Annotated in this window: 17 protein-coding genes; 9 read left to right on the forward strand and 8 right to left on the reverse strand. The window is 67.6% G+C overall.

Features of this window, described 5'->3' with window-relative positions; all coding sequences use genetic code 11:
* The first annotated feature begins 2 nt into the window (after window positions 1-2).
* A complete protein-coding gene (locus AB4850_RS02075; protein ID WP_414440963.1) occupies window positions 3-1,523 on the forward strand; it encodes an efflux transporter outer membrane subunit in 1,521 nt (506 codons plus the stop codon).
* A 332-nt stretch (window positions 1,524-1,855) separates the two neighbouring features.
* Window positions 1,856-3,112, forward strand: coding sequence for a serine hydroxymethyltransferase (gene glyA / locus AB4850_RS02080; protein ID WP_414440964.1), 1,257 nt, complete (start codon window positions 1,856-1,858; stop codon window positions 3,110-3,112).
* A gap of 63 nt (window positions 3,113-3,175) precedes the next feature.
* On the opposite strand, the gene AB4850_RS02085 is transcribed toward glyA, so the two are convergent.
* Window positions 3,176-4,084 carry a LysR substrate-binding domain-containing protein gene (locus AB4850_RS02085; RefSeq protein ID WP_414440965.1) on the reverse strand — a complete coding sequence of 303 codons (909 nt, stop codon included), beginning with the start codon at window positions 4,082-4,084 and terminating at the stop codon, window positions 3,176-3,178.
* Between the two features lie 104 nt (window positions 4,085-4,188).
* Here AB4850_RS02085 and AB4850_RS02090 point away from each other — a divergent pair, with 104 nt between their 5' ends.
* Together AB4850_RS02090 and AB4850_RS02095 are read left to right on the forward strand one after the other, a co-directional pair.
* On the forward strand, window positions 4,189-5,061 hold the full coding sequence (locus AB4850_RS02090) for an aldo/keto reductase family oxidoreductase (protein WP_414440966.1): 873 nt from the start codon (window positions 4,189-4,191) through the stop codon (window positions 5,059-5,061).
* A 330-nt stretch (window positions 5,062-5,391) separates the two neighbouring features.
* Complete coding sequence (locus AB4850_RS02095; protein WP_414440967.1) at window positions 5,392-6,492, forward strand: branched-chain amino acid aminotransferase; 1,101 nt, start codon at window positions 5,392-5,394, stop codon at window positions 6,490-6,492.
* A gap of 149 nt (window positions 6,493-6,641) precedes the next feature.
* On the opposite strand, the gene AB4850_RS02100 is transcribed toward AB4850_RS02095, so the two are convergent.
* Window positions 6,642-7,430, reverse strand: a complete 789-nt coding sequence (locus AB4850_RS02100) for an IclR family transcriptional regulator (RefSeq protein ID WP_414440968.1) — start codon at window positions 7,428-7,430, stop codon at window positions 6,642-6,644.
* Between the two features lie 235 nt (window positions 7,431-7,665).
* Between AB4850_RS02100 and pcaF the strand changes: the two genes are divergently transcribed.
* Both pcaF and AB4850_RS02110 read left to right on the forward strand, forming a co-directional pair.
* Window positions 7,666-8,868 (forward strand): 3-oxoadipyl-CoA thiolase, encoded by a 1,203-nt coding sequence (gene pcaF / locus AB4850_RS02105; RefSeq protein ID WP_414440969.1) that lies wholly within the window; start codon window positions 7,666-7,668, stop codon window positions 8,866-8,868.
* 338 nt (window positions 8,869-9,206) lie between these two features.
* Window positions 9,207-10,751, forward strand: coding sequence for a methyl-accepting chemotaxis protein (locus tag AB4850_RS02110; protein ID WP_414440970.1), 1,545 nt, complete (start codon window positions 9,207-9,209; stop codon window positions 10,749-10,751).
* Between the two features lie 82 nt (window positions 10,752-10,833).
* Here the strand turns inward: AB4850_RS02110 and gabD are convergent, their stop codons facing one another.
* Window positions 10,834-12,300, reverse strand: coding sequence for an NADP-dependent succinate-semialdehyde dehydrogenase (gabD, locus tag AB4850_RS02115; protein ID WP_414440971.1), 1,467 nt, complete (start codon window positions 12,298-12,300; stop codon window positions 10,834-10,836).
* Between the two features lie 74 nt (window positions 12,301-12,374).
* Window positions 12,375-13,658 (reverse strand): 4-aminobutyrate--2-oxoglutarate transaminase, encoded by a 1,284-nt coding sequence (gabT, locus tag AB4850_RS02120; protein WP_414440972.1) that lies wholly within the window; start codon window positions 13,656-13,658, stop codon window positions 12,375-12,377.
* A gap of 133 nt (window positions 13,659-13,791) precedes the next feature.
* Between gabT and AB4850_RS02125 the strand changes: the two genes are divergently transcribed.
* A complete protein-coding gene (locus AB4850_RS02125; RefSeq protein ID WP_414440973.1) occupies window positions 13,792-15,420 on the forward strand; it encodes a PLP-dependent aminotransferase family protein in 1,629 nt (542 codons plus the stop codon).
* Between the two features lie 22 nt (window positions 15,421-15,442).
* On the opposite strand, the gene AB4850_RS02130 is transcribed toward AB4850_RS02125, so the two are convergent.
* From AB4850_RS02130 to AB4850_RS02140, 3 genes are all read right to left on the reverse strand, one after another.
* A complete protein-coding gene (locus AB4850_RS02130; protein ID WP_414440974.1) occupies window positions 15,443-15,727 on the reverse strand; it encodes an addiction module antidote protein in 285 nt (94 codons plus the stop codon).
* A 3-nt stretch (window positions 15,728-15,730) separates the two neighbouring features.
* Window positions 15,731-16,027 carry a type II toxin-antitoxin system RelE/ParE family toxin gene (locus AB4850_RS02135; protein WP_414440975.1) on the reverse strand — a complete coding sequence of 99 codons (297 nt, stop codon included), beginning with the start codon at window positions 16,025-16,027 and terminating at the stop codon, window positions 15,731-15,733.
* 72 nt (window positions 16,028-16,099) lie between these two features.
* The gene (locus tag AB4850_RS02140; protein ID WP_414440976.1) at window positions 16,100-16,936 is read right to left on the reverse strand and encodes an EamA family transporter; all 837 of its coding nucleotides are present in this window, start codon (window positions 16,934-16,936) and stop codon (window positions 16,100-16,102) included.
* A gap of 220 nt (window positions 16,937-17,156) precedes the next feature.
* Here AB4850_RS02140 and selD point away from each other — a divergent pair, with 220 nt between their 5' ends.
* Entirely contained in the window at window positions 17,157-18,218 is a 1,062-nt protein-coding gene (selD, locus tag AB4850_RS02145) for a selenide, water dikinase SelD (protein ID WP_414440977.1), read from the forward strand.
* A gap of 45 nt (window positions 18,219-18,263) precedes the next feature.
* On the opposite strand, the gene AB4850_RS02150 is transcribed toward selD, so the two are convergent.
* Complete coding sequence (locus AB4850_RS02150) at window positions 18,264-19,208, reverse strand: GlxA family transcriptional regulator (protein WP_414440978.1); 945 nt, start codon at window positions 19,206-19,208, stop codon at window positions 18,264-18,266.
* Between the two features lie 122 nt (window positions 19,209-19,330).
* Between AB4850_RS02150 and AB4850_RS02155 the strand changes: the two genes are divergently transcribed.
* Window positions 19,331-20,128 carry an SDR family NAD(P)-dependent oxidoreductase gene (locus tag AB4850_RS02155; RefSeq protein ID WP_414440979.1) on the forward strand — a complete coding sequence of 266 codons (798 nt, stop codon included), beginning with the start codon at window positions 19,331-19,333 and terminating at the stop codon, window positions 20,126-20,128.
* Window positions 20,129-20,138: the final 10 nt, after the last annotated feature.

Raw genomic sequence — 20,138 nt, forward strand, 5'->3', positions numbered from 1 at the left:
CCATGCGAAAAATCGTTTTGACGGCAATGGCGTTCGCGCTCGTCGCTTCGGGCTGCACGATGGCGCCGCATTACAAGCGTCCGGATGCGCCCGTGTCGGGCTCGTTCCCGTCCGACGGCGTCTACGCGACGCAGCCGGGCGCGAGCGACGCGCGCAGCGCCCAAGGCCAGGCCGCGCCGGACATCGGCTGGCGCAACTTCTTCGCCGATCCGCGCTTGCAGCAACTGATCGAATTGGCGTTGAAGAACAACCGCGACCTGCGTGTCTCGGTGCTCAACATCGAGGCGGCGCGCGCGCAGTACCAGATCACGCGCGCCGAACTGCTGCCGACGCTCGGCGGCACCGGGACGGGGTCGATCCAGCGGCTGCCGGCCGGTATATCGACCACCGGCGCTCCGCTGATTTCGCGCGACTACAACGTCGGCTTGTCGGCGTCGTGGGAGCTGGACCTGTTCGGCCGAATCCAGAGCCTGAAGGATCAGGCGCTGGCGCAATATCTGTCGACGGCACAGGCCCGCAAGGCGCAGGAAATCTCGCTCGTCTCGCAGGTGGCGGATCAGTATCTGACGCTGCAATCGACCGACGACCTGCTGAAGGTCACGGAAGACACGCTGAAGAATGCGCAATCGTCCTACAACCTGACGAAGCTGCAGTTCGACAACGGCACCGGTTCGGAGCTGGACCTGCGTCAGGCGCAGACGGTGGTCGAACAGGCGCTGGCGAACCAGCAGGCGCAAGCCCGGGCACGCGCGCAAGCCGTGAACGCGCTGGTGCTGCTGGTCGGCGAGCCGCTGCCCGACGATCTGCCGGCCGGTTTGCCGCTGAACAACCAGAACCTGCTGACGGATATTCCGGCCGGCTTGCCGTCGGATCTGCTGACGCGCCGCCCCGACATCATGGAGGCCGAGCAAACATTGCGCGCGGCCAACGCGAACATCGGCGCGGCCCGTGCGGCGTTCTTCCCGAAGATCTCGCTGACGGCCGCGTTCGGCACGGCGAGCCCGACGCTGGGCGGCCTGTTCAAGGCCGGCACGGCGGCGTGGTCGTTCGCGCCGAACATCGCGCTGCCGATCTTCGAGGGCGGCTCGAACATCGCGAACCTCGATTTGGCGCACGTGCAAAAGCGCATCGAGATCGCGAACTACGAGAAGGCGATCCAGTCGGCGTTCAGCGAAGTGTCGAACGGCCTGGCGGCGCGCGGCACCTACGATCAGCAGATCGCGGCGCTGGCACGCAACGAGGAGGCGCAGCAGCGCCGTTACGATCTGTCGGACCTGCGCTACCGCAACGGTGTGGATAGTTATCTGACGGTGCTGACGGCGCAAACCGACCTGTACACGGCGCAAACCACGTTGATCTCGGCACGCCTCGCGCGCTGGACCAACCTGGTGGACCTGTACCGCGCGCTGGGCGGTGGCTGGATCGAGCAGACCGGCGATCAGCCGCGCGAAGCCGATGCGCCGGTGGATTACGGCAAGCAAGCCGCGCCGGCTGCGGCGGCCTCGCAAGCCACGGCGGGCTGACCCCGGTACGGGCGGCGGCATGGATTGCCGCCCGCGCCTCGCGCACACCCCGGAAGCCCTCGCGGTTTCCGGGGTGTCGTTTTTTGTCGAACCGGAATGCGTCGAGCCCGTCATGCCGCGCGCGATGGCGAAGCGTCACCGACCTGTCCGCGGGCGACATCGATCCGGCCTCGTTACCCCCTGCGCCGATTCCGTCCTATCGCGTTGTCGCAATTCTTCTAGATGCGAACCGGCGCTTCCGCTTGAATAACGTTCCGAATCAGGCAATTTGATCGAGGCACGCCGCGGCTGCGGCGCAGGTAAGTCTTTTGACGACGGACGTCGGGAAAATCATGTTCAACTATTCCACCAGCACCATCGAAGCGGTCGATCCGGACCTCTGGCAAGCCATCCAGCACGAAAACCAGCGCCAGGAAGATCACATCGAGCTGATCGCTTCCGAGAACTACACCAGCCCGGCCGTGATGGCTGCGCAAGGTTCGCAACTGACCAACAAGTACGCGGAAGGCTACCCCGGCAAGCGTTATTACGGCGGTTGCGAGAACGTGGACGTGGTCGAGCAACTGGCGACCGATCGCGTGAAGGCGCTGTTCGGCGCGGAAGCGGCGAACGTGCAGCCGAACTCGGGCTCGCAGGCGAACCAGGGCGTGTTCTTCGCGGTGCTGAAGCCGGGCGACACGATCATGGGCCTGAGCCTGGCCGAAGGCGGCCACCTGACGCACGGCATGGCGCTGAACATGTCGGGCAAGTGGTTCAACGTGGTCAGCTACGGCCTGGACGCGAACGAAGACATCGATTACGAAGCGCTGGAAAAGCGCGCGCACGAAACCAAGCCGAAGCTGATCATCGCGGGCGCCTCGGCGTTCTCGCTGAAGATCGATTTCGAGCGGATCTCGCGCGTGGCGAAGGACATCGGCGCGTATTTCATGGTCGACATGGCGCACTACGCCGGCCTGATCGCAGCGGGCCTGTACCCGAATCCGGTGCCGCACGCCGATTTCGTGACGACGACGACGCACAAGAGCCTGCGCGGCCCGCGCGGCGGCGTGATCCTGATGAAGGCGGAGTACGAGAAGCAGATCAACTCGGCGATCTTCCCGGGGATCCAGGGCGGCCCGCTGATGCACGTGATCGCGGCGAAGGCGGTGGCGTTCAAGGAAGCCGGTTCGGCGGAATTCAAGACGTATCAGCAGCAAGTGGTGGACAACGCGCGCGTGCTGGCGGAAACGCTGGTCAAGCGTGGCTTGCGGATCGTGTCGGGCCGCACGGAAAGCCACGTGATGCTGGTGGATCTGCAAGCGAAGAAGATCACGGGCAAGGCGGCGGAAGCGGCGCTGGGCCTGGCGCACATCACGGTGAACAAGAACGCGATTCCGAATGACCCGGAAAAGCCGTTCGTGACCTCGGGCGTTCGCCTGGGCTCGCCGGCGATGACGACGCGCGGCTTCGGCACGAAGGAAGCCGAGATCGTCGGCAACCTGATCGCCGACGTGCTCGAAGCGCCGGACGATGCGGCCACGCTGGAGCGTGTGCGCGGCCAGGTCAGCGAACTGACGGCACGTTTCCCGGTGTACGGCGGTCGTTCGTAATCCTTGGCAATCGCACCCGGCCCGAGCCGCTGTGCAACGCGGCGGCTCGGACGGATGGCCGGCTCAGGCCGGCGCGTCGGCGCGAATGAAATCGATGAACGCGCGCAACGGCGCCGGCACGAGCCGCCGCCCCGGGTAGTACAGAAACGGCCCGGAGAACGATTCCCACCACGGTTCCAGCACCGGTTCGAGCGCGCCGCTCTCGAAATGCGGCTTCAGCCAATCCTCGAACAGATGCACGATGCCGGTGCCGGCCAGCGCGGCATCCACGGCCAGATCGACGGCCGCGCCCAGTTCCACCAGCAACTGCCCCGACGGTTCGATCCGCACCTTTTCCCCATCGCGCTCGAAATCCCACGGCGGGATCGCGCGCCCCGGGAAGCGGCCGAGGATGCATTCGTGTTCGAGCAGGTCGCGCGGATGCGCGGGCCGCCCGCGCCGCGCCAGATAGCCGGGCGCCGCGCCGAGCGCGAGGCGCTGCACGCGCGGGCCGATCGGCACCGCGATCATGTCCTGTTCCAGCCGTTCCTCGTAGCGGATGCCGGCGTCGCAGCCGGCCGCCAGCACGTCGACGAAGCTTTCGTCGGCGGCCACTTCGAGGCGGATCTCCGGGTAGGCGGCCAGAAAGCGCGGCACGATCGACGGCAACACCAGCCGCGCCGCGCTGACCGGCACGTTGAGCTTCAGCGTGCCGGCCGGGCGGTCGCGAAGGCCGTTGATCACGTCGATGGCGGCCTCCACTTCATCGAGCGCCGGGGCGAGCCGGGCCAACAGCCGCTCGCCGGCCTCGGTCGGCACCACGCTGCGCGTGGTGCGATTCAGCAGCCGCACGCCGAGCCGCGTTTCGAGCCGGCGCACCGCCTCGCTGAGGCCCGACGCGCTGTTGCCGGTGGCGCGTGCGCCGTCGCGAAAGCCCTTCGCGCGCGCGACCGCGACGAACGCCTGCAATTCCGTGAGATCGACGCTGCTCATTGTTCGCTCCTTCGTACAAGCCGTGCGGATTATGGCGGCTTATCGGTGGAATCGCCAGCGCGTAAGCTCTGGATTCCTTCACGTTGCCACCGCAGGAGCCTCACATGACCGCATCATTTCGCGCTTCCACCTTCGAACTCGGCGATCTGCCGGTGCACCGGATCGGCTACGGCGCGATGCAACTGGCCGGCCCCGGCGTGTTCGGGCCGCCGAAGGATCGCGCCGCCGCGCTCGCCGTGCTGCGTGCGGCCGTCGAAGCCGGCGTCGATCATATCGACACCAGCGATTTCTACGGCCCGTACGTGACCAACGAGCTGATTCGCGAGGCGCTGCACCCGTATCGCGACAATCTCGTGATCGTCACCAAGATCGGCGCGCGTCGCGGCGACGACGGCGCCTGGCTGCCGGCCTACACGCCCGACGAGCTGAAAAGCGCCGTGCACGACAATCTGCGCCGCCTGCAGCTCGATGCGATCGACGTCGTGAACCTGCGCATCATGTTCTCGACGCACGGCCCGGCCGAAGGCTCGATCGAGACGCAACTGAGCGCGCTGGCCGAGTTGCAGCAACAGGGGCTGGTGCGCCATATCGGCCTGAGCAACGTCACGCGCGCGCAGATCGAGGAAGGGCGCAAGATCTGCGAGATCGTGTGCGTGCAGAACCACTACAACCTCGTGCATCGCGCCGACGATGCGCTGATCGACGCGTTGGCCGCCGACGGCATCGCCTACGTGCCGTTCTTCCCGCTCGGCGGTTTCTCGCCGCTGCAATCGTCGGTGCTGTCGGGCGTGGCCGAGCGGCTCGGCGCGACGCCGATGCAGGTCGCGCTGGCCTGGCTGCTGCGCCGCTCGCCGAACCTGCTGCTGATTCCGGGCACCTCGTCGGTGGCCCATTTGCACGAGAATCTGGCGGCCGGCGATCTGGCGCTGCCCGACGACGTGATGCGCGAACTCGACGGCGTGGCCGCGGCCGCCTGACGGCGCAACGTCCCGTCCGAGAGGCGGGACACCGCCGCGCCGTTACGCATGCCAAGGCATGCGACCCCGTATCCACGGCGGGCGGTCGGCGGCCGACCGTTGCTGACACGTCACTTTTAAGCATGTGCTGGCAATCATCGATTCCAGCCGGCGTGTGTCTAATTCCTTGTTTTTGTGAGGATTGGCGAGAAGGGGCGGCCCGGGTAGGAGAGCGAAATAGCGCTGCCCGGGCCATTCCGGGATGCGCGGAACGCTCAGGTCGATTACAGTGTTCGGTTACCACGGCGGCGGGCGTCCCCGCCGCTCTCTAGAACACCAGGAGCGGACCTCATGAGCACCGGCAGCACCTCGACTTTCCCGATCGAACGCCACCCGAACCCGACTTCCGCCGAAGAACGCGCGCGCCTGCTCGCGAACCCCGGCTTCGGCAAGATCTTCACCGACCACATGGTGACGATCCGCTATACGGAAGGCCAGGGCTGGCACGATGCGAAGATCGTTCCGCGCAAGCCGCTGGAAGTCGATCCGGCGATGCTCGTGCTGCACTATGCGCAGGAAATCTTCGAGGGCATGAAGGCGTATCCGCTGCCGGACGGCAAGATCTCGCTGTTCCGCCCGGACCAGAACGCCAAGCGTTTCCGCAATTCCGCGCGGCGTCTGGCGATGGCCGAGCTGCCCGAAGAGCTGTTCGTGAACTCGGTGCGCGAGCTGGTCAGCCTCGAGCGCGGCTGGATCCCGTCGGCCGAAGGCAGCGCGCTGTATCTGCGCCCGTTCATGATCGCCAATGAAGTGGTGCTCGGCGTGAAGCCGTCCGCCGAATATCTGTACTGCGTGATCGCCACGCCGGTGGGCGCGTATTTCAAGGGCGACGCGTCGAAGGGCGTCTCGATCTGGGTGTCGGACAGCTACACGCGCGCCGCGCCCGGCGGCACGGGCGACGCGAAATGCGGCGGCAACTACGCCGCCAGCCTGGCCGCGCAGGCCGAGGCCTCGCGCGAAGGCTGCGACCAGGTGGTATTCCTCGACGCCGTGGAGCGCCGCTGGATCGAGGAGCTGGGCGGCATGAACGTGTTCTTCGTGTTCGCCGACGGCTCGCTGCAAACGCCGCCGCTGACCGGCACGATCCTGCCGGGCATCACGCGCGCCTCGCTGATCGATCTGGCCCGCGACCTCGGCTACACGGTGCGCGAGGAAGCCTATTCGATCGAACAGTGGGAAGCCGATGCGAAGAGCGGCAAGCTCGTCGAATCGTTCGCCTGCGGCACGGCCGCGGTGGTCACGTCGATCGGCCAGGTGAAGGGCCGCAAGCACACGTTCACGATCGGCGACGGCAATGCCGGCCCGGTCACGCAGCGCCTGAAGCAGACGCTGGTCGGCATCCAGACGGGCAAGGAAGCGGATCAGCACGGTTGGGTGGATATCATCGGCTGAGTGGTGAATCACCCTGCCGGGGTTGGATGCGAAAAACCCACGCGACCGATTGGTGGCGTGGGTTTTTTGTTGGCCGCAAAAAGCAAGGTGTCCACGAGCAGCTTTAAAAGGCTACTTTTCGGAATGTAGCGCTCCGAGGCTAATCTGCCTCAACTCCTCCGCGCCACCAACGCCGACACCCTCTGCGCCGCCTCCAGCAGCGGCTCCAGAAACTCCTTCACCATTTGCTTGGCCGTATGCCGCTGCGCATTGCCGCTGATGTTCATCGCGGCGATCACGCGCCCGCGCCGGTTCTTGATCGGCGCGGACAGCGAAATCAGCCCCGCCTCCAGTTCCTGATCGACGATCGCCCAGCCCTGCTTGCGCACGGTGGCAATCTCGGCTTTCAGCGCGGCCGGATCGGTGATGGTGCGCGGCGTGTGCGCCTGGATCGGGCGCAGCGCGAGCACTTCGTCGAGCGCCGAATCGTCGAGCGAGGACAGCAGCACACGCCCCATCGACGTACAGTACGCAGGCAGCCGGCTGCCGATCGACAGGTTGATGGTCATGATCTTGTGGGTCGGCACGCGCAGCACGTAAACAATCTCGGCGCGATCTAGCACGGCCGCCGAGCAGCTTTCGTGGATCTGCGCCGAAAGCTGCTCCATGACCGGCTCGGCCAGGTTCCAGAACGGCATCGACGTGAGGTAGGCGAAGCCCAGATCGAGGATTTTCGGCGTGAGCCGGAACAGCCGGCCTTCGGCCTCCACGTAACCGAGCGTTTGCAGCGTCAGCAGGATCCGGCGCGCGCCCGCTCGCGTCAGCCCGGTCGCCGCGGCGACCTCGGTCAGCGTCTGCTCCGGATGTTCGGCGTCGAATGCGCGAATCACGGCCAGGCCGCGCGCGAACGATTGAACATAGGAGTCGCCGGGTTTGGCCTGAAGATCGTCTGTACTCATGGGCTGGGGTCGTGTCGTGTAGCGGTGGAGAGTAGCGCAAGGGGACGGGTCGCGCCAAGCTCGGGTGCGGAGAATCGCCGCCGGGAGCGCCCCGAACTTGACACGCCCCCGGCCGCCTCCCTATGATCGCAAAATAGTTCGATATTCGATCTTGTGTTCGTTTATAGAACATTCCGATGCGGCGCGGCGAGTGTGCCGGCGCGCATTTCATCCGAACGAAGTTCCGGAGACAACCATGACCGATGCATTCCTCTGTGACGCAATCCGCACCCCGATCGGCCGCTACGGCGGCGCGCTTTCCGGCGTTCGCGCCGACGACCTGGGTGCGGTGCCGCTCAAGGCGCTGGTCGAGCGCAACCGCGAAGTCGATTGGGCCGCGATCGACGACGTGATCTTCGGCTGCGCCAACCAGGCCGGCGAAGACAACCGCAACGTCGCGCGCATGTCCGCGCTGCTGGCGGGCCTGCCGGAAGGCGTGCCCGGTTCGACGGTCAACCGCCTGTGCGGTTCCGGCATGGACGCGATCGGCATCGCCGCGCGCGCGATCAAGTCGGGCGAGGCCGGGCTGATGATCGCCGGCGGCGTGGAAAGCATGAGCCGCGCGCCGTTCGTGATGGGCAAGGCCGCGAGCGCGTTCTCGCGTCAGGCCGAGATCCACGACACCACGATCGGCTGGCGCTTCGTCAATCCGCTGATGAAGAAGCTGCACGGCGTCGATTCGATGCCGGAGACGGCCGAGAACGTCGCGGACGATTACGCGATCAGCCGCGCCGATCAGGACGCGTTCGCGCTGCGCAGCCAGCAGAAGGCGGCGCGCGCGCAGCAGGACGGCACGCTGGCGCAGGAAATCACGGCGGTCACGATCGCGCAGAAGAAGGGCGATCCGCTGGTGGTTTCGCGCGATGAACACCCGCGCGAAACCTCGCTGGAGGCGCTGGCCAAGCTGAAGGGCGTGGTGCGTCCGGACGGCACGGTCACGGCCGGCAATGCGTCGGGTGTCAACGACGGTGCCTGCGCGCTGCTGATCGCCAACGAAGCGAACGCGAAGCGTCACGGCCTGGTGCCGCGCGCGCGCATCCTGGGCATGGCGACGGCCGGCGTCGCGCCGCGCGTGATGGGCATCGGCCCCGCGCCGGCCACGCAAAAGCTGCTCGCGCAACTCGGCATGACGATCGACCAGTTCGACGTGATCGAGCTGAACGAAGCGTTCGCCTCGCAAGGCCTGGCCGTGCTGCGCATGCTCGGCGTGGCCGACGACGATGCCCGCGTCAACCCGAACGGTGGCGCGATCGCGCTGGGCCATCCGCTCGGCGCATCGGGCGCGCGTCTCGTGACCACGGCGATGTACCAACTGCATCGCACGCAGGGCCGCTTCGCGCTGTGCACGATGTGCATCGGCGTGGGCCAGGGCATCGCGCTCGCCATCGAACGCGTCTGATCGCGCCTTAGCGCCCCTCGCTCCTTGCCGCCCGCGTTCGCGCGGGTGGCCGACGGCAGCCTCGACCTTCGGTCGGGCTGCCGTTTTTCATGGGCGCGAGCCTTGCCACGTGCCGTCGATCACGGATCAATTAATTGGCGATCTATTGATGTAAATCTAGGAAATGAGGATTTTGAGAGCTTTTCTCCTGATCAGGTTAATGTTTTCCCTCATGCTGCCGTCAAAAAAGAGATAAGCCCGCAGCCGTTGCGATGCCGCGCGGGCGCCAGCACGACCTGACCTGAATGAGAGAAGCCACGGTGGCCCATGCCTTCGACGCCGTGTGCCGGAGCCAATGAATGCGCAATAACCAGCCGGTCACGCAGCACGAATACGAATTCCCCGACGACGCGACGCTGATGTCGACCACGCGCGCCGACGGCACCATCACCTACGCGAACGCGAGCTTCGTCCAGATCAGCGGCTTCACGCCGGAAGAACTGGTCGGCGCGCCGCACAACACGGTGCGGCACCCCGACATGCCGCGCGAGGCGTTCGCCGACATGTGGGCGACCATCCAGGGCGGCGAGCCGTGGATGGCGCTCGTCAAGAACCGCCGCAAGAACGGCGACCACTACTGGGTGCGCGCCAACGCCGTGCCGCTGATGCGCAACGGCCAGCCGCAGGGCTATATGTCGGTGCGCACCAAGGCGTCGCGCGAGGACATCGCCGCGGCCGAAGCGCTGTATCGCGACTTCCGCGAAGGCCGCGCGGGCGGCCGGCGTTTCTACAAGGGCATCGTGATTCGCGGCGGCTTCGGCCGGCTCGCGTCGCTGCTCAAGACGATGTCGGTGCGCACGCGCATGTATGCGCCACTGGCGGCGCTGGTGCCGGTGGTGACGGGCGGCGCGTGGGCCTGTGGCGCGAGCGGGTTGCCGCTGGCCGGCGTGGCCGCCACCACGGCGGTGGCCACGGGTTTGGTGGCGATGTGGCTCGACGCGCAGATCGTGCGGCCGCTGCGCGATCTGCACGAGCGCGCGTTGAACGTGGCGACCGGCGAGAGCCGCAACGGCCCGGCCGCCACGCGCGTGGACGAGATCGGCATGACGCTGCGCACGATCGACCAACTGGGGTTGATGTTCCGCTGGCTGGTGGACGACGTCAGCGAGCAGGTGCTGAACGTGCAGCGCGCCAGCAGCGAGATCGCGCAGGGCAACAACGACCTGAGCGCCCGCACCGAGCAGGCCGCGACGGCCGTGCAGCAGACCGCGTCGTCGATGGCGCAGATGACGGCCACCGTGTCGAACAACGCGGCCACCGCCTCGCAGGCGAACCAGCTTGCCGTGTCGGCCAGCGACGCGGCCTCGCGCGGCGGCCATGCGGTGGAAGAGATCGTCGGCACCATGAACGAGATCACCGACAGCTCGCGCCGCATCGCGGACATCATCGGCGTGATCGACGGCATCGCGTTCCAGACCAACATCCTGGCGCTCAATGCCGCGGTGGAAGCGGCGCGCGCGGGCGAACAAGGCCGCGGCTTCGCGGTGGTGGCGGGCGAGGTGCGCGCGCTCGCGCAGCGCAGCGCGAACGCGGCCAAGGAGATCAAGACGCTGATCGAGAACAGCGTCGATCGGGTGGCCTCGGGCGCGCGCCGCGTGGACGACGCGGGCCGCACGATGGACGACCTCGTGGTGCAGGTCAAGCGCGTGGCCGACCTGATCGCCGACATCAGCTCGGCCACGGAAGAGCAGAGCGTGGGCGTCGAGCAGGTGGATCGCGCGGTGGTGGATCTCGACAACATCACGCAGCAGAACGCGGCGCTGGTCGAGCAGAGCGCGGCGGCCTCCGAGAGCCTGCGCCAGCAGGCCACCTCGCTGGTGGATGCGGTGGGCGTGTTCCGCTGACGCAAACGACAACGCCTTCGCGGCGCGAACCGCGAAGGCGTTGTTCATTTCGCTGCCGGCAGAGGCGGCGGAATCGGCGGAATCAAACCGCCAGGCACAGATACTTGATCACGACGTAATCGTCGATGCCGTAGTGCGAGCCTTCGCGGCCGAGGCCCGATTGCTTGACGCCGCCGAACGGCGCGACCTCGTTCGAGATCAGGCCGGTGTTGATGCCCACCATGCCGTATTCGAGCGATTCCGCGACGCGCCAGACGCGGCCGATGTCGCGGCTGTAGAAATACGCGGCCAGGCCGAACTCGGTATCGTTCGCATGACGAATCACTTCGTCGTCCGAGGCGAAGCGGAACAGCGGCGCGAGCGGGCCGAACGTTTCGTCCTTCGCCACCTTCATGTCGGGCGTCACGCCGGTCAGCACGGTCGGCTCGAAGAAGCCGTGGCCGAGCGCGTGGCGCTTGCCGCCCGTGATCACCTTCGCGCCCTTCGCCAGCGCATCCTCGATGTGCGATTCCACCTTCAGCACGGCCGCTTCGTTGATCAGCGGGCCTTGCGTGACGCCGGCCTCGGTGCCGCGGCCGATCTTCAGCCTGGCCACCGCCGCCGCGAGCTTGTCGGCGAACGCGTCGTACACCGCGTCGTGCACGTAGAAGCGGTTGGTGCAGACGCAGGTCTGGCCGCTGTTGCGATACTTCGAGGCGATCGCGCCTTCCACGGCCGCATCGAGATCGGCGTCGTCGAACACGATGAACGGCGCGTTGCCGCCCAGCTCCAGCGACACCTTCTTGACCGTGGGCGCGCACTGCGCCATCAGCAGGCGGCCCACCGGCGTCGAGCCGGTAAACGACAGCTTGCGCACCGTGGCGTTGCCGGTCAGCTCGCCGCCGATCGCCTTCGGATCGCCCGTCACCACGCTGAACACGCCGGCCGGCACGCCCGCGCGCTCGGCCAGCACGGCCAGCGCCAGCGCCGAGAACGGCGTGGCTTCGGCCGGCTTCACGACGATCGGGCAGCCCGCGGCCAGCGCCGGGCCGACCTTGCGCGTGATCATCGCGGCCGGGAAATTCCACGGCGTGATCGCCGCGCACACTCCGATCGGCTCCTTCGTGACGACGATGCGCTTGTCGCCGGCCGGCGTCGGGATGGTGTCGCCGTACACGCGCTTGCCTTCCTCGGCGAACCATTCGAGGAACGACGCGGCATACAGGATTTCGCCCTTCGCCTCGGCGAGCGGCTTGCCCTGCTCGGTGGTCAGGATCAGCGCGAGATCGTCGGCGTGGGCGAGCATCAGCTCGTACCACTTGCGCAGGATCGCGGCGCGTTCCTTCGCGGTGCGCTTGCGCCAGGCCGGCCATGCGGCGTTGGCGGCCTCGATGGCGCGGCGCGTTTCGGTGGCGCCGGCCAGCGGCACGGTGCCGAGCAACTCGCCGGTGGCGGGGTTGCGGACTTCGAACGTGGCGCCGTTCGCGGCGTCCTGCCATTCGCCGTTCAGATAGATCTGCTGACGGAACAGCGAGGCGTCCGTCAATGCAGCGGTGATGTCGTGGCTCATGCGTGACCTCGTGATGCGAATGTAAAACGCCGCGTTCGAAGCGAACGCGGCGTGTCGGGCCGGGTGGGCGCGCGTCAGGCGGCGACGCCGACGGTTTCCTTCAACACTTCCTCGAGGATGCCGAGCGCTTCGTCGAACACGGCGTCCTGGATCGTCAGCGGGAACAGGAAGCGCACCACGTTCGAATACACGCCGCACACCAGCAGCAACAGGCCGCGCTCCAGCGCGCGCGCCTGCACGCGCTTGGTGAATTCGGCGTCCGGCTCCTGCGTGCCGGCCTTGAAGAACTCCACGGCGACCATCGCGCCCGGGCCGCGCACGTCGACGATCTGCGGGATTTCCGGCTTGAGCGCCGCGAGCTTCGCCTTCAGCGCGTCGCCGAGCTTCACGGCGCGCGCTTCGAGTTGTTCTTCGTCGATGATGTCGAGCACCGCGTGCGCCGCGGCCACTGCCAGCGGGTTGCCGGCGTAGGTGCCCCCGAGGCCGCCGGGGGCCGCCGCATCCATCACGTCGGCGCGGCCGACCACGCCCGACAGCGGCATGCCGCCGGCCAGGCTCTTGGCCATGGTGGTCAGGTCGGGCAGCACGTCGTAGTGCTGCATCGCGAACAGCTTGCCGGTGCGCGCGAAGCCGGTCTGCACTTCGTCGGCGATCAGCACGATGCCGTGTTCGTCGCAGATCTTGCGCAGGCCGCGCACGAAATCGGCCGGCGCCTGGTAGAAGCCGCCTTCGCCCTGCACCGGTTCGAAGATGATCGCGGCGACGCGCTTCGGATCGATGTCGGCCTTGAACAGCATGTCGATCGCCTTCAGCGAATCGGCCGTGCTGATGCCGTGCAGCGCGTTCGGGTAGGGCGCGTGGAACACGTCGCCGGGGAACGGGCCGAAGTTCAGCTTGTAGGGGGCGACCTTGCCGGTCAGCGCCATGCCCATCATGGTGCGGCCGTGGAAGCCGCCCGCGAACGCGATCACGCCCGGCCGGCCGGTGAACGCGCGGGCCATCTTCACGGCGTTTTCGACGGCTTCGGCGCCGGTCGTGAAGAACGCGGCCTTCTTGGCCTGCGTGCCCGGCGCGCGGGCGATGATCTTCTCGGCCAGTTCGACGTACGACGCGTACGGCACGATCTGATAGGCGGTGTGCGTGAATTGCTCGAGCTGCGCGGCCACGGCCTTGACCAGCTTCGGGTGGCGATGGCCCGTGTTCATCACAGCGATGCCGGCGGCGAAGTCGATGAAGCGGCGGCCTTCGACGTCCCACAGCTCGGCGTTCTCGGCGCGGGCCGCGTAAAAGTCGCACATCACGCCGACGCCGCGCGGGGTGGCGGCGTTCTTGCGGGCTTGCAGATCGGCATTCTTCACGGGGATCTCCTTCCAGTCGATTCGGTTTGGTTCGTTCAGACGGTGGCCGCGGGAGCGCGGCCGATGGAGACGACTATAATCCGGCTTGGCTCTGAAAATTAGAGCCATTCCGGTAAATCTATAGGAGCCAATTTTGAGGGCGAGCGTGTTATCCGACTGGCTGGCGCAGCGTCTCGTGCGCAGCGGCGGCGCGCAGCCGGTGTACCGGCAACTGCACCGGCTGTTGCAGCAGGCGATCCTGTCGCGCGAGCTGCCGGCCGGCACGCGCGTGCCGTCGTCGCGGCTGCTGGCCGCCGAGCTGGGGATCGCGCGCAATACCGTCACGCAGGTGTACGAACAACTCGTGCTCGAAGGCTACGTGACGTCGGCCACCGGGCGCGGCACGTTCGTGGCCGATACCTCGCCCGACGAGATCGTCGGTGCGGCCGAGCGCGACGGGCCGGACGCGGTGCGCGGAAAGAGGGCGGCGGCAGGCGGGCGCGGCGCGATGGCCGCCACGGGCGCAGGCGTTGCCTCGCCGCCCGCGCCCGATCCGGCGTGGCTGGCCGATCCGGCCGGCGAGACCGGTGTTTCACCGCTGGCGCTGCGGCGGCCGCTCGCGCGCGCCTTGTCGGCGCGCGGGGCGCGGCTGGTGGAGGGCGCGGGCGTATCGAAGCGCCAGGGCGGCGCGTTCATGCCTGGTGTGCCCGACGTGTCGCGCTTTCCGTCGCGCGTGTGGACGCGCCTGCACAACAAATACTGGCGTCGCCTGCGGCCCGATCTGCTGACCTACGCGCCGGGCGGCGGGCTGGCCTCGATGCGCGAGGCGCTGGCCGATTACCTGCGCACCTCGCGTTCGGTGCGCTGCTCGCCCGAGCAGATCGTGATCACCACCGGCATCCACCAGTCGATCGATCTGGCCGTGCGCCTGCTGACCGACCCCGGCGACGTGATCTGGACCGAGGATCCGTGCTATTGGGGCGTGCGCAGCGTGCTGCATGTCTCGGGGCTGACCACGCGGCCGATTGCCGTGGACGACGAAGGCATCGCGCCGAGCGCCGAGGATCTCGCCACGCCGCCGAAACTGATGCTCGTCACGCCGTCGCACCAGTATCCGCTCGGCATGGTGATGAGCCTCGCGCGGCGGCGCATGTTGCTCGAATACGCGCGGCAGCACGGCGCATGGATCATCGAGGACGACTACGACAGCGAATTCCGCTACGGCAGCCGGCCGCTCGCATCGTTGCAGGGGCTGGATACGAGCGGGCAGGTGATCTACGTGGGGAGCTTCGGCAAGACGCTGTTTCCGGGGCTGCGGGTGGGTTATCTGGTCGCGCCGGAGCCGCTGGCCGAGAGCTTCGCGACCGCCAGCGCCGAGCTGTATCGCGAGGGGCAATTGCTGCAGCAGGCCGTGCTCGCCGAGTTCATCGCCGAGGGGCATTTCGTTTCGCACATCCGCAAGATGCGTGCGCTGTACGGCCTGCGGCGGCAGACCTTGCTCGACGAACTGGCGCGCCGCTACGGCGACGCGCTGCCGGTGCTCGGCGGCGACGCCGGGCTGCATCTCGTGATGCAACTGCCCGACGGCACCGACGACCGCGCCGTGGCGCAGGCCGCGCTCGAACGCAACATCGTGGTGCGAGCGCTGTCGGGCTACTACGCGGATCGCTCGCGCGCCGCGCGCGGGCTGCTGCTCGGCTATGCGTGCGTGCCCGAAGACGAGATCGGCGCGGCGTTCGGCACGCTGGCCGAGGCGATCGATGCGGGGTGGGTGGGCGGGTAGGGGCTGGCTGCGAAGAAAGGTGTTACTCCACGACCGTGAATCTCATTCGCAGGCCCAGCGAGCGGAGAATCTTTTGCACTGTTTCGTAGCGGGGATGCGCGCCCGGCGCCAGCGCTTTATGCAACGTCACACGTCCGACGCCGGCATCTGCTGCCACCTTTGTCATGCCGCGCGCACGCGCAACAGCGGCTACTGCGGCGAGAAATACCGCAGGATTGGGATCTTCCGCTGCAGCGGCAAGAAATTCCGCAACGACCTCGTCATTGTCGAGGTAGTCGGCCGCATCGAATTCGGCGTAATGGGCCATCGCTTACTCCTTCAGTTCGCGCGCCATACGGATCGCGCGTCTTATATCTTTGTCTTGTGTTGATTTGTCGCCGCCGCACAAGAGCACATAGACGACGTCGCCGCGACGGACATAGTAGACGCGATAGCCGGGTCCCACGTCGATTTTCATTTCGCAGACGCCTTCTGCGAGCACGCGATACTCACCGAAATTGCCGAGTTGGGCGCTGATCAGTCGAGTGGCGATGCGACCCCTGCCGCGTTGATCACGCAGGCCTGAAAGCCATTCGGTAAATTCATTGGAACGCAGCAAGGTAACCATACCATAGTGTACCCAATTGGGTACACTATGGTGCAGCATCCGCCTGGCGCGAATCGTCGCACCGGGCGCCCCTCAAAACCGGATCAACACCGCTCCCGCCACCACCATCCCGCACGCCACGATCCGCCGCGCCGTGGGCTGCTCGCGCATCGCGAACCAGCCGATGCCGATCGCGAAGATCGAGCTGGTCTCGCGTAGCGCCGAGACGGTCGCCACCGGCAGGTGCCGGTAGGCCAGCGTGACGATGGCGTAGGCGGCCAGCGCGCAGGTGCCGGCGGCCACGCCGCGCCACAGCGTGGCCGATGGCGCGAGAAGCGGGCGCGGGCCGCCGCGCAGCGCGCAGACGAGCAGGAACTGCGGCACGTTCCACAGCAGATAGACCCAGCAGATATACGACAGCGAATTGCCCGCGAGCCGCACGCCGATGCCGTCCACCACCGAGTAGGCGGCGATGAACACGCCGGTCAGCACCGCGTAGGGCACGCTCTCGCCCGACAGCCGCAACCCGCGCCGCAGCGCCAGCGACACGATGCCGAGCGACACCAGCGCGATGCCGGCCAGCGCGAACGCCGACGGCCGTTCGCCGAGCGCGACGAACGCGAACAACGCGACCAGCAGCGGCGAACTGCCGCGTGCGATCGGGTAGATCTGGCCGAATTCGCCGCTGCGGTAGGCGCGCAGCAGCGCGAGGCAATAGCCCACCTCCAGCAGCGCCGACGCCGCGATATACGGCCACGCGCCCGGCGCCGGCGCGGGCAGCCACAGCGCGCCGGCCACCCCGGCCACGATGTAGGGCACGGCCATCGTCCCGAGCTGGATCACGCGATCCTCGCTGACATGCAGGAACGCGTTCCAGACCGCGTGCAGCAACGCGGAGAACAGCACGAGGGCAACCAGCAGGTGATCCATGGACGGCTTCGGCAGGCTCGCGGCGCGAGCGGTGGAGGCAAGGGCACGCCACGCGCGCAGACCGTGCGATGTGGCATTGCGCGGCAAAATGCGGCAAGGCGGCGATTATCTCAGCAGCGGCCCGATTTCGCCAAGTGTCCGTTTCGTGACGCTCGCGGGCGCGCGGCGGGCGCGGATTGCCGATAATGGGCGCTTCTTCATCCGGACTGTTCCCATCGCCATGAACGACACCCCGCACACGAATGCCCCGCCGCGCCTGACGAGCCTGTCGCACGGCGGCGGCTGCGGCTGCAAGATCGCCCCCGGCGTGCTGGCCGAGCTGCTCAAGCGCAACGCGCCGCCCGCGCTGTTCCCCGATCTGCTGGTCGGCACTGAAACCGCCGACGATGCCGCCGTCTACCGCCTCAACGACGAGCAGGCGATCGTCGCCACCACCGATTTCTTCATGCCGATCGTCGACGATCCGTACGACTTCGGCCGGATCGCCGCCACCAATGCGCTGTCGGATGTCTACGCGATGGGCGGCAAGCCGATCTTCGCGCTGGCGCTGGTCGGCATGCCGATCAACGTGCTGCCGCACGAGACGATCGCCGCGGTGCTGAAGGGCGGGGAATCGGTGTGCGCCGAGGCGGGCATCCCGGTGGCGGGCGGGCATTCGATCGATTCGGTCGAGCCGATCTATGGGCTGGCTGCGATCGGCGTGGTGCATCCGTCGCGCGTGAAGCGCAACGCGGGCGCGCGTGCCGGCGACGTGCTGGTGCTCGGCAAGCCGCTCGGCGTGGGCGTGCTGTCGGCCGCGCTGAAGAAGGGCCAACTCGATGCGGCGGGCTACGCGGCGATGATCGCGGCCACCACCAAGCTGAACCGCCCGGGCGCCGAACTGGCCGCGCTGCCGGGCGTGCACGCGATCACCGACGTGACCGGCTTCGGCCTGCTCGGCCACGGGCTGGAGATGGCGCGCGGCGCGCGCCTCAGCGCGCGTGTGCGATATGCATCGCTGCCCTGGCTGGCTGGCGCGCAGGCGTTCGCCGAGGCCGGCGTGATCACCGGCGCGTCGGGCCGCAACTGGGCCGCGTACGGCGCGGACGTGCGGCTTGGCGAGCACCTGTCGCCGGCCGCGCAGGCGCTGCTGACCGATCCGCAAACCTCGGGCGGCCTGCTGGTGGCATGCGCGCCCGAGACGGTCGACGACGTGCTGGCCTGTTTCCATGCCGACGGTTTCGCGCAGGCCGCCGTGATCGGCGAACTGGTGGACGGCCCGGCGCGGATCGAAGTCGCCTGAGTTTGCATGTAGCGCCCGGTGCCGGGCGCTACGCAGTGGCGAGCGTCAGGGCGCGCGGGCGTCGCGCCGGATCGCTTGGGGCGACACGCCGAGCCCGCGCACGAACGCTTCCCGCATGTGCCGCCGGTCGCGAAACCCCGTTTCCCGCGCGACCGTATCGAGGGTATGGCGGCTGCGCTCGATCATGAGCCGGGCCGCTTCGAGCCGAAGCGCCTCGACGGCCTTCGCCGGCGATTTGCCCGTTTCCTGCGTGAACAGCCGATGAAACTGCCGGGGGCTCAGGTTGGCCGCCTCGGCAAGCTCCTCGACGGACAGCGCCCGGTGCAGATTCTGCCGGGCATGGTTCAGGGCGTTCTGGATCCGGTCGGTTTTCGGCGCCAGCTCCAGCATTTCCGCGTGCTGGGTTTGCCCGCCCGAGCGGCGCTGCGGCATCACCAGCCGATGCGCGACCGACCGCGCCACCTCCATCCCGAGATCCTTCTCGACCATCGCGAGCGCGAGATCCAGCCCGGCCGTCATGCCGGCCGATGTCCAGATCCGGCCGTCGACGATGAAGATGCGATCGCTTTCGATCAGCACGTCAGGGAATCGCGCCTGCATCTGCGCGGCAATCGCCCAGTGCGTGGTGACGCGCCGCCCGGACAGCAGGCCCGCTTCCGCCAGCACGAAGCCGCCGGTGCAGATGCCCGCGACGCGCTGGGCGCGCGCGCTTTGGCGGCGCAACACGTCCACCGTGCCGGGCGGCGTGGGCACCGCGAACGGATCGGCCACGCCCGCCACCAGCCACGTATCGACCTTGGACGTGCCGTTCGCGGCGTGCGTGCCGATCGGGAAGCCGACCGACGAGCGCACCTCCCCGCCTTCCGCGGAGTACAGCGTGAAGTGATAGAACGGATCGCCGGCGACCGTGTTGGCGTGCTCGAACACCGATTGGGTGGCCAGCGCCATCATCTGAAAGCCGTCGCTCAACAGAAAACCGATTCGATGCATCGACAACTCCAGGGTGGGCGGGGGATGGCAGGAAAAATGACTATATACGTCATTTGAGACATTCGCCAGCGCGGCCAGAATACGTTTCGGCAAGTCACCCGAAACCTTCCCTGGAGTAAGTCATGACGCAATCTCATCCTGGTACCGCCCTGATCACCGGCGCCTCGTCCGGCATCGGCGCCGTGTATGCCGACCGTCTCGCGCGGCGCGGTTACGACCTGATCCTGGTGGCGCGCAACCGCGAGCGCCTGAACGCGTTGGCCAAGCGCATCACCGACGAAACCCATCGCAACGTCGAAGTGCTGGTGGCGGACCTCGGCGAGCGCGCCGACGTGCAGCGGGTCGAAGCGACGCTGCGCGACGACGCCAGCATCACGCTGCTGGTGAACAACGCGGGGGTGGGCACGCACAGCCCGCTGCTCGAAACCAGCGTCGATGCGATGACCTCGCTCATCGAGCTGAACGTGACCGCGTTGACGCGGCTCACGTATGCCGCCGCGCCGGCCTTCGTCGCACGCGGCAAGGGCGCCATCATCAATATCTCGTCGATCGTCAGCATCGCGCCCGAACTGCTGAACGGCGTGTACGGCGGCAGCAAGGCGTTCGTGCTGGCGTTCAGCCAGTCGCTGCATCACGAGCTGGCCGCCAAGGGCGTGCAGGTGCAGGCCGTGCTGCCCGGCGCCACCGCCACCGAGTTCTGGGAAATCGGCGGCCTGCCGCTCGAGCACCTGCCGAAAAATATGGTGATGACGGCGCAGGAGATGGTCGATGCCGCGCTCGTCGGGTTCGATCGCCAGGAGCTGGTGACCATTCCGTCGTTGCATCAGGTCGAGGATTGGCAGGCGTACGAAGCCGCTCGCCAGACGATGGCGCCGCATCTGTCGAACAGCGTTCCGGCGCCGCGTTATACCGCTGCCTGATGGCCGCGCG

Origin of the sequence: Burkholderia sp. 22PA0106 (genome assembly GCF_047497155.1) — a bacterium.
GTDB lineage: Bacteria > Pseudomonadota > Gammaproteobacteria > Burkholderiales > Burkholderiaceae > Burkholderia.

What these genes read in the sequence shown, in the direction of transcription:
- AB4850_RS02090 (WP_414440966.1), top strand. Translation starts at nt 4,189, where the DNA reads ATGACCGCATCATTTCGCGCTTCCACCTTCGAACTCGGCGATCTGCCG.
- pcaF (WP_414440969.1), top strand. Translation starts at nt 7,666, where the DNA reads ATGACCGATGCATTCCTCTGTGACGCAATCCGCACCCCGATCGGCCGC.
- AB4850_RS02140 (WP_414440976.1), bottom strand. Translation starts at nt 16,936, where the DNA reads ATGGATCACCTGCTGGTTGCCCTCGTGCTGTTCTCCGCGTTGCTGCAC.
- AB4850_RS02095 (WP_414440967.1), top strand. Translation starts at nt 5,392, where the DNA reads ATGAGCACCGGCAGCACCTCGACTTTCCCGATCGAACGCCACCCGAAC.
- AB4850_RS02135 (WP_414440975.1), bottom strand. Translation starts at nt 16,027, where the DNA reads ATGGTTACCTTGCTGCGTTCCAATGAATTTACCGAATGGCTTTCAGGC.
- glyA (WP_414440964.1), top strand. Translation starts at nt 1,856, where the DNA reads ATGTTCAACTATTCCACCAGCACCATCGAAGCGGTCGATCCGGACCTC.
- AB4850_RS02075 (WP_414440963.1), top strand. Translation starts at nt 3, where the DNA reads ATGCGAAAAATCGTTTTGACGGCAATGGCGTTCGCGCTCGTCGCTTCG.
- AB4850_RS02085 (WP_414440965.1), bottom strand. Translation starts at nt 4,084, where the DNA reads ATGAGCAGCGTCGATCTCACGGAATTGCAGGCGTTCGTCGCGGTCGCG.
- gabD (WP_414440971.1), bottom strand. Translation starts at nt 12,300, where the DNA reads ATGAGCCACGACATCACCGCTGCATTGACGGACGCCTCGCTGTTCCGT.
- AB4850_RS02155 (WP_414440979.1), top strand. Translation starts at nt 19,331, where the DNA reads ATGACGCAATCTCATCCTGGTACCGCCCTGATCACCGGCGCCTCGTCC.
- AB4850_RS02130 (WP_414440974.1), bottom strand. Translation starts at nt 15,727, where the DNA reads ATGGCCCATTACGCCGAATTCGATGCGGCCGACTACCTCGACAATGAC.
- AB4850_RS02100 (WP_414440968.1), bottom strand. Translation starts at nt 7,430, where the DNA reads ATGAGTACAGACGATCTTCAGGCCAAACCCGGCGACTCCTATGTTCAA.
- AB4850_RS02110 (WP_414440970.1), top strand. Translation starts at nt 9,207, where the DNA reads ATGCGCAATAACCAGCCGGTCACGCAGCACGAATACGAATTCCCCGAC.
- AB4850_RS02150 (WP_414440978.1), bottom strand. Translation starts at nt 19,208, where the DNA reads ATGCATCGAATCGGTTTTCTGTTGAGCGACGGCTTTCAGATGATGGCG.
- selD (WP_414440977.1), top strand. Translation starts at nt 17,157, where the DNA reads ATGAACGACACCCCGCACACGAATGCCCCGCCGCGCCTGACGAGCCTG.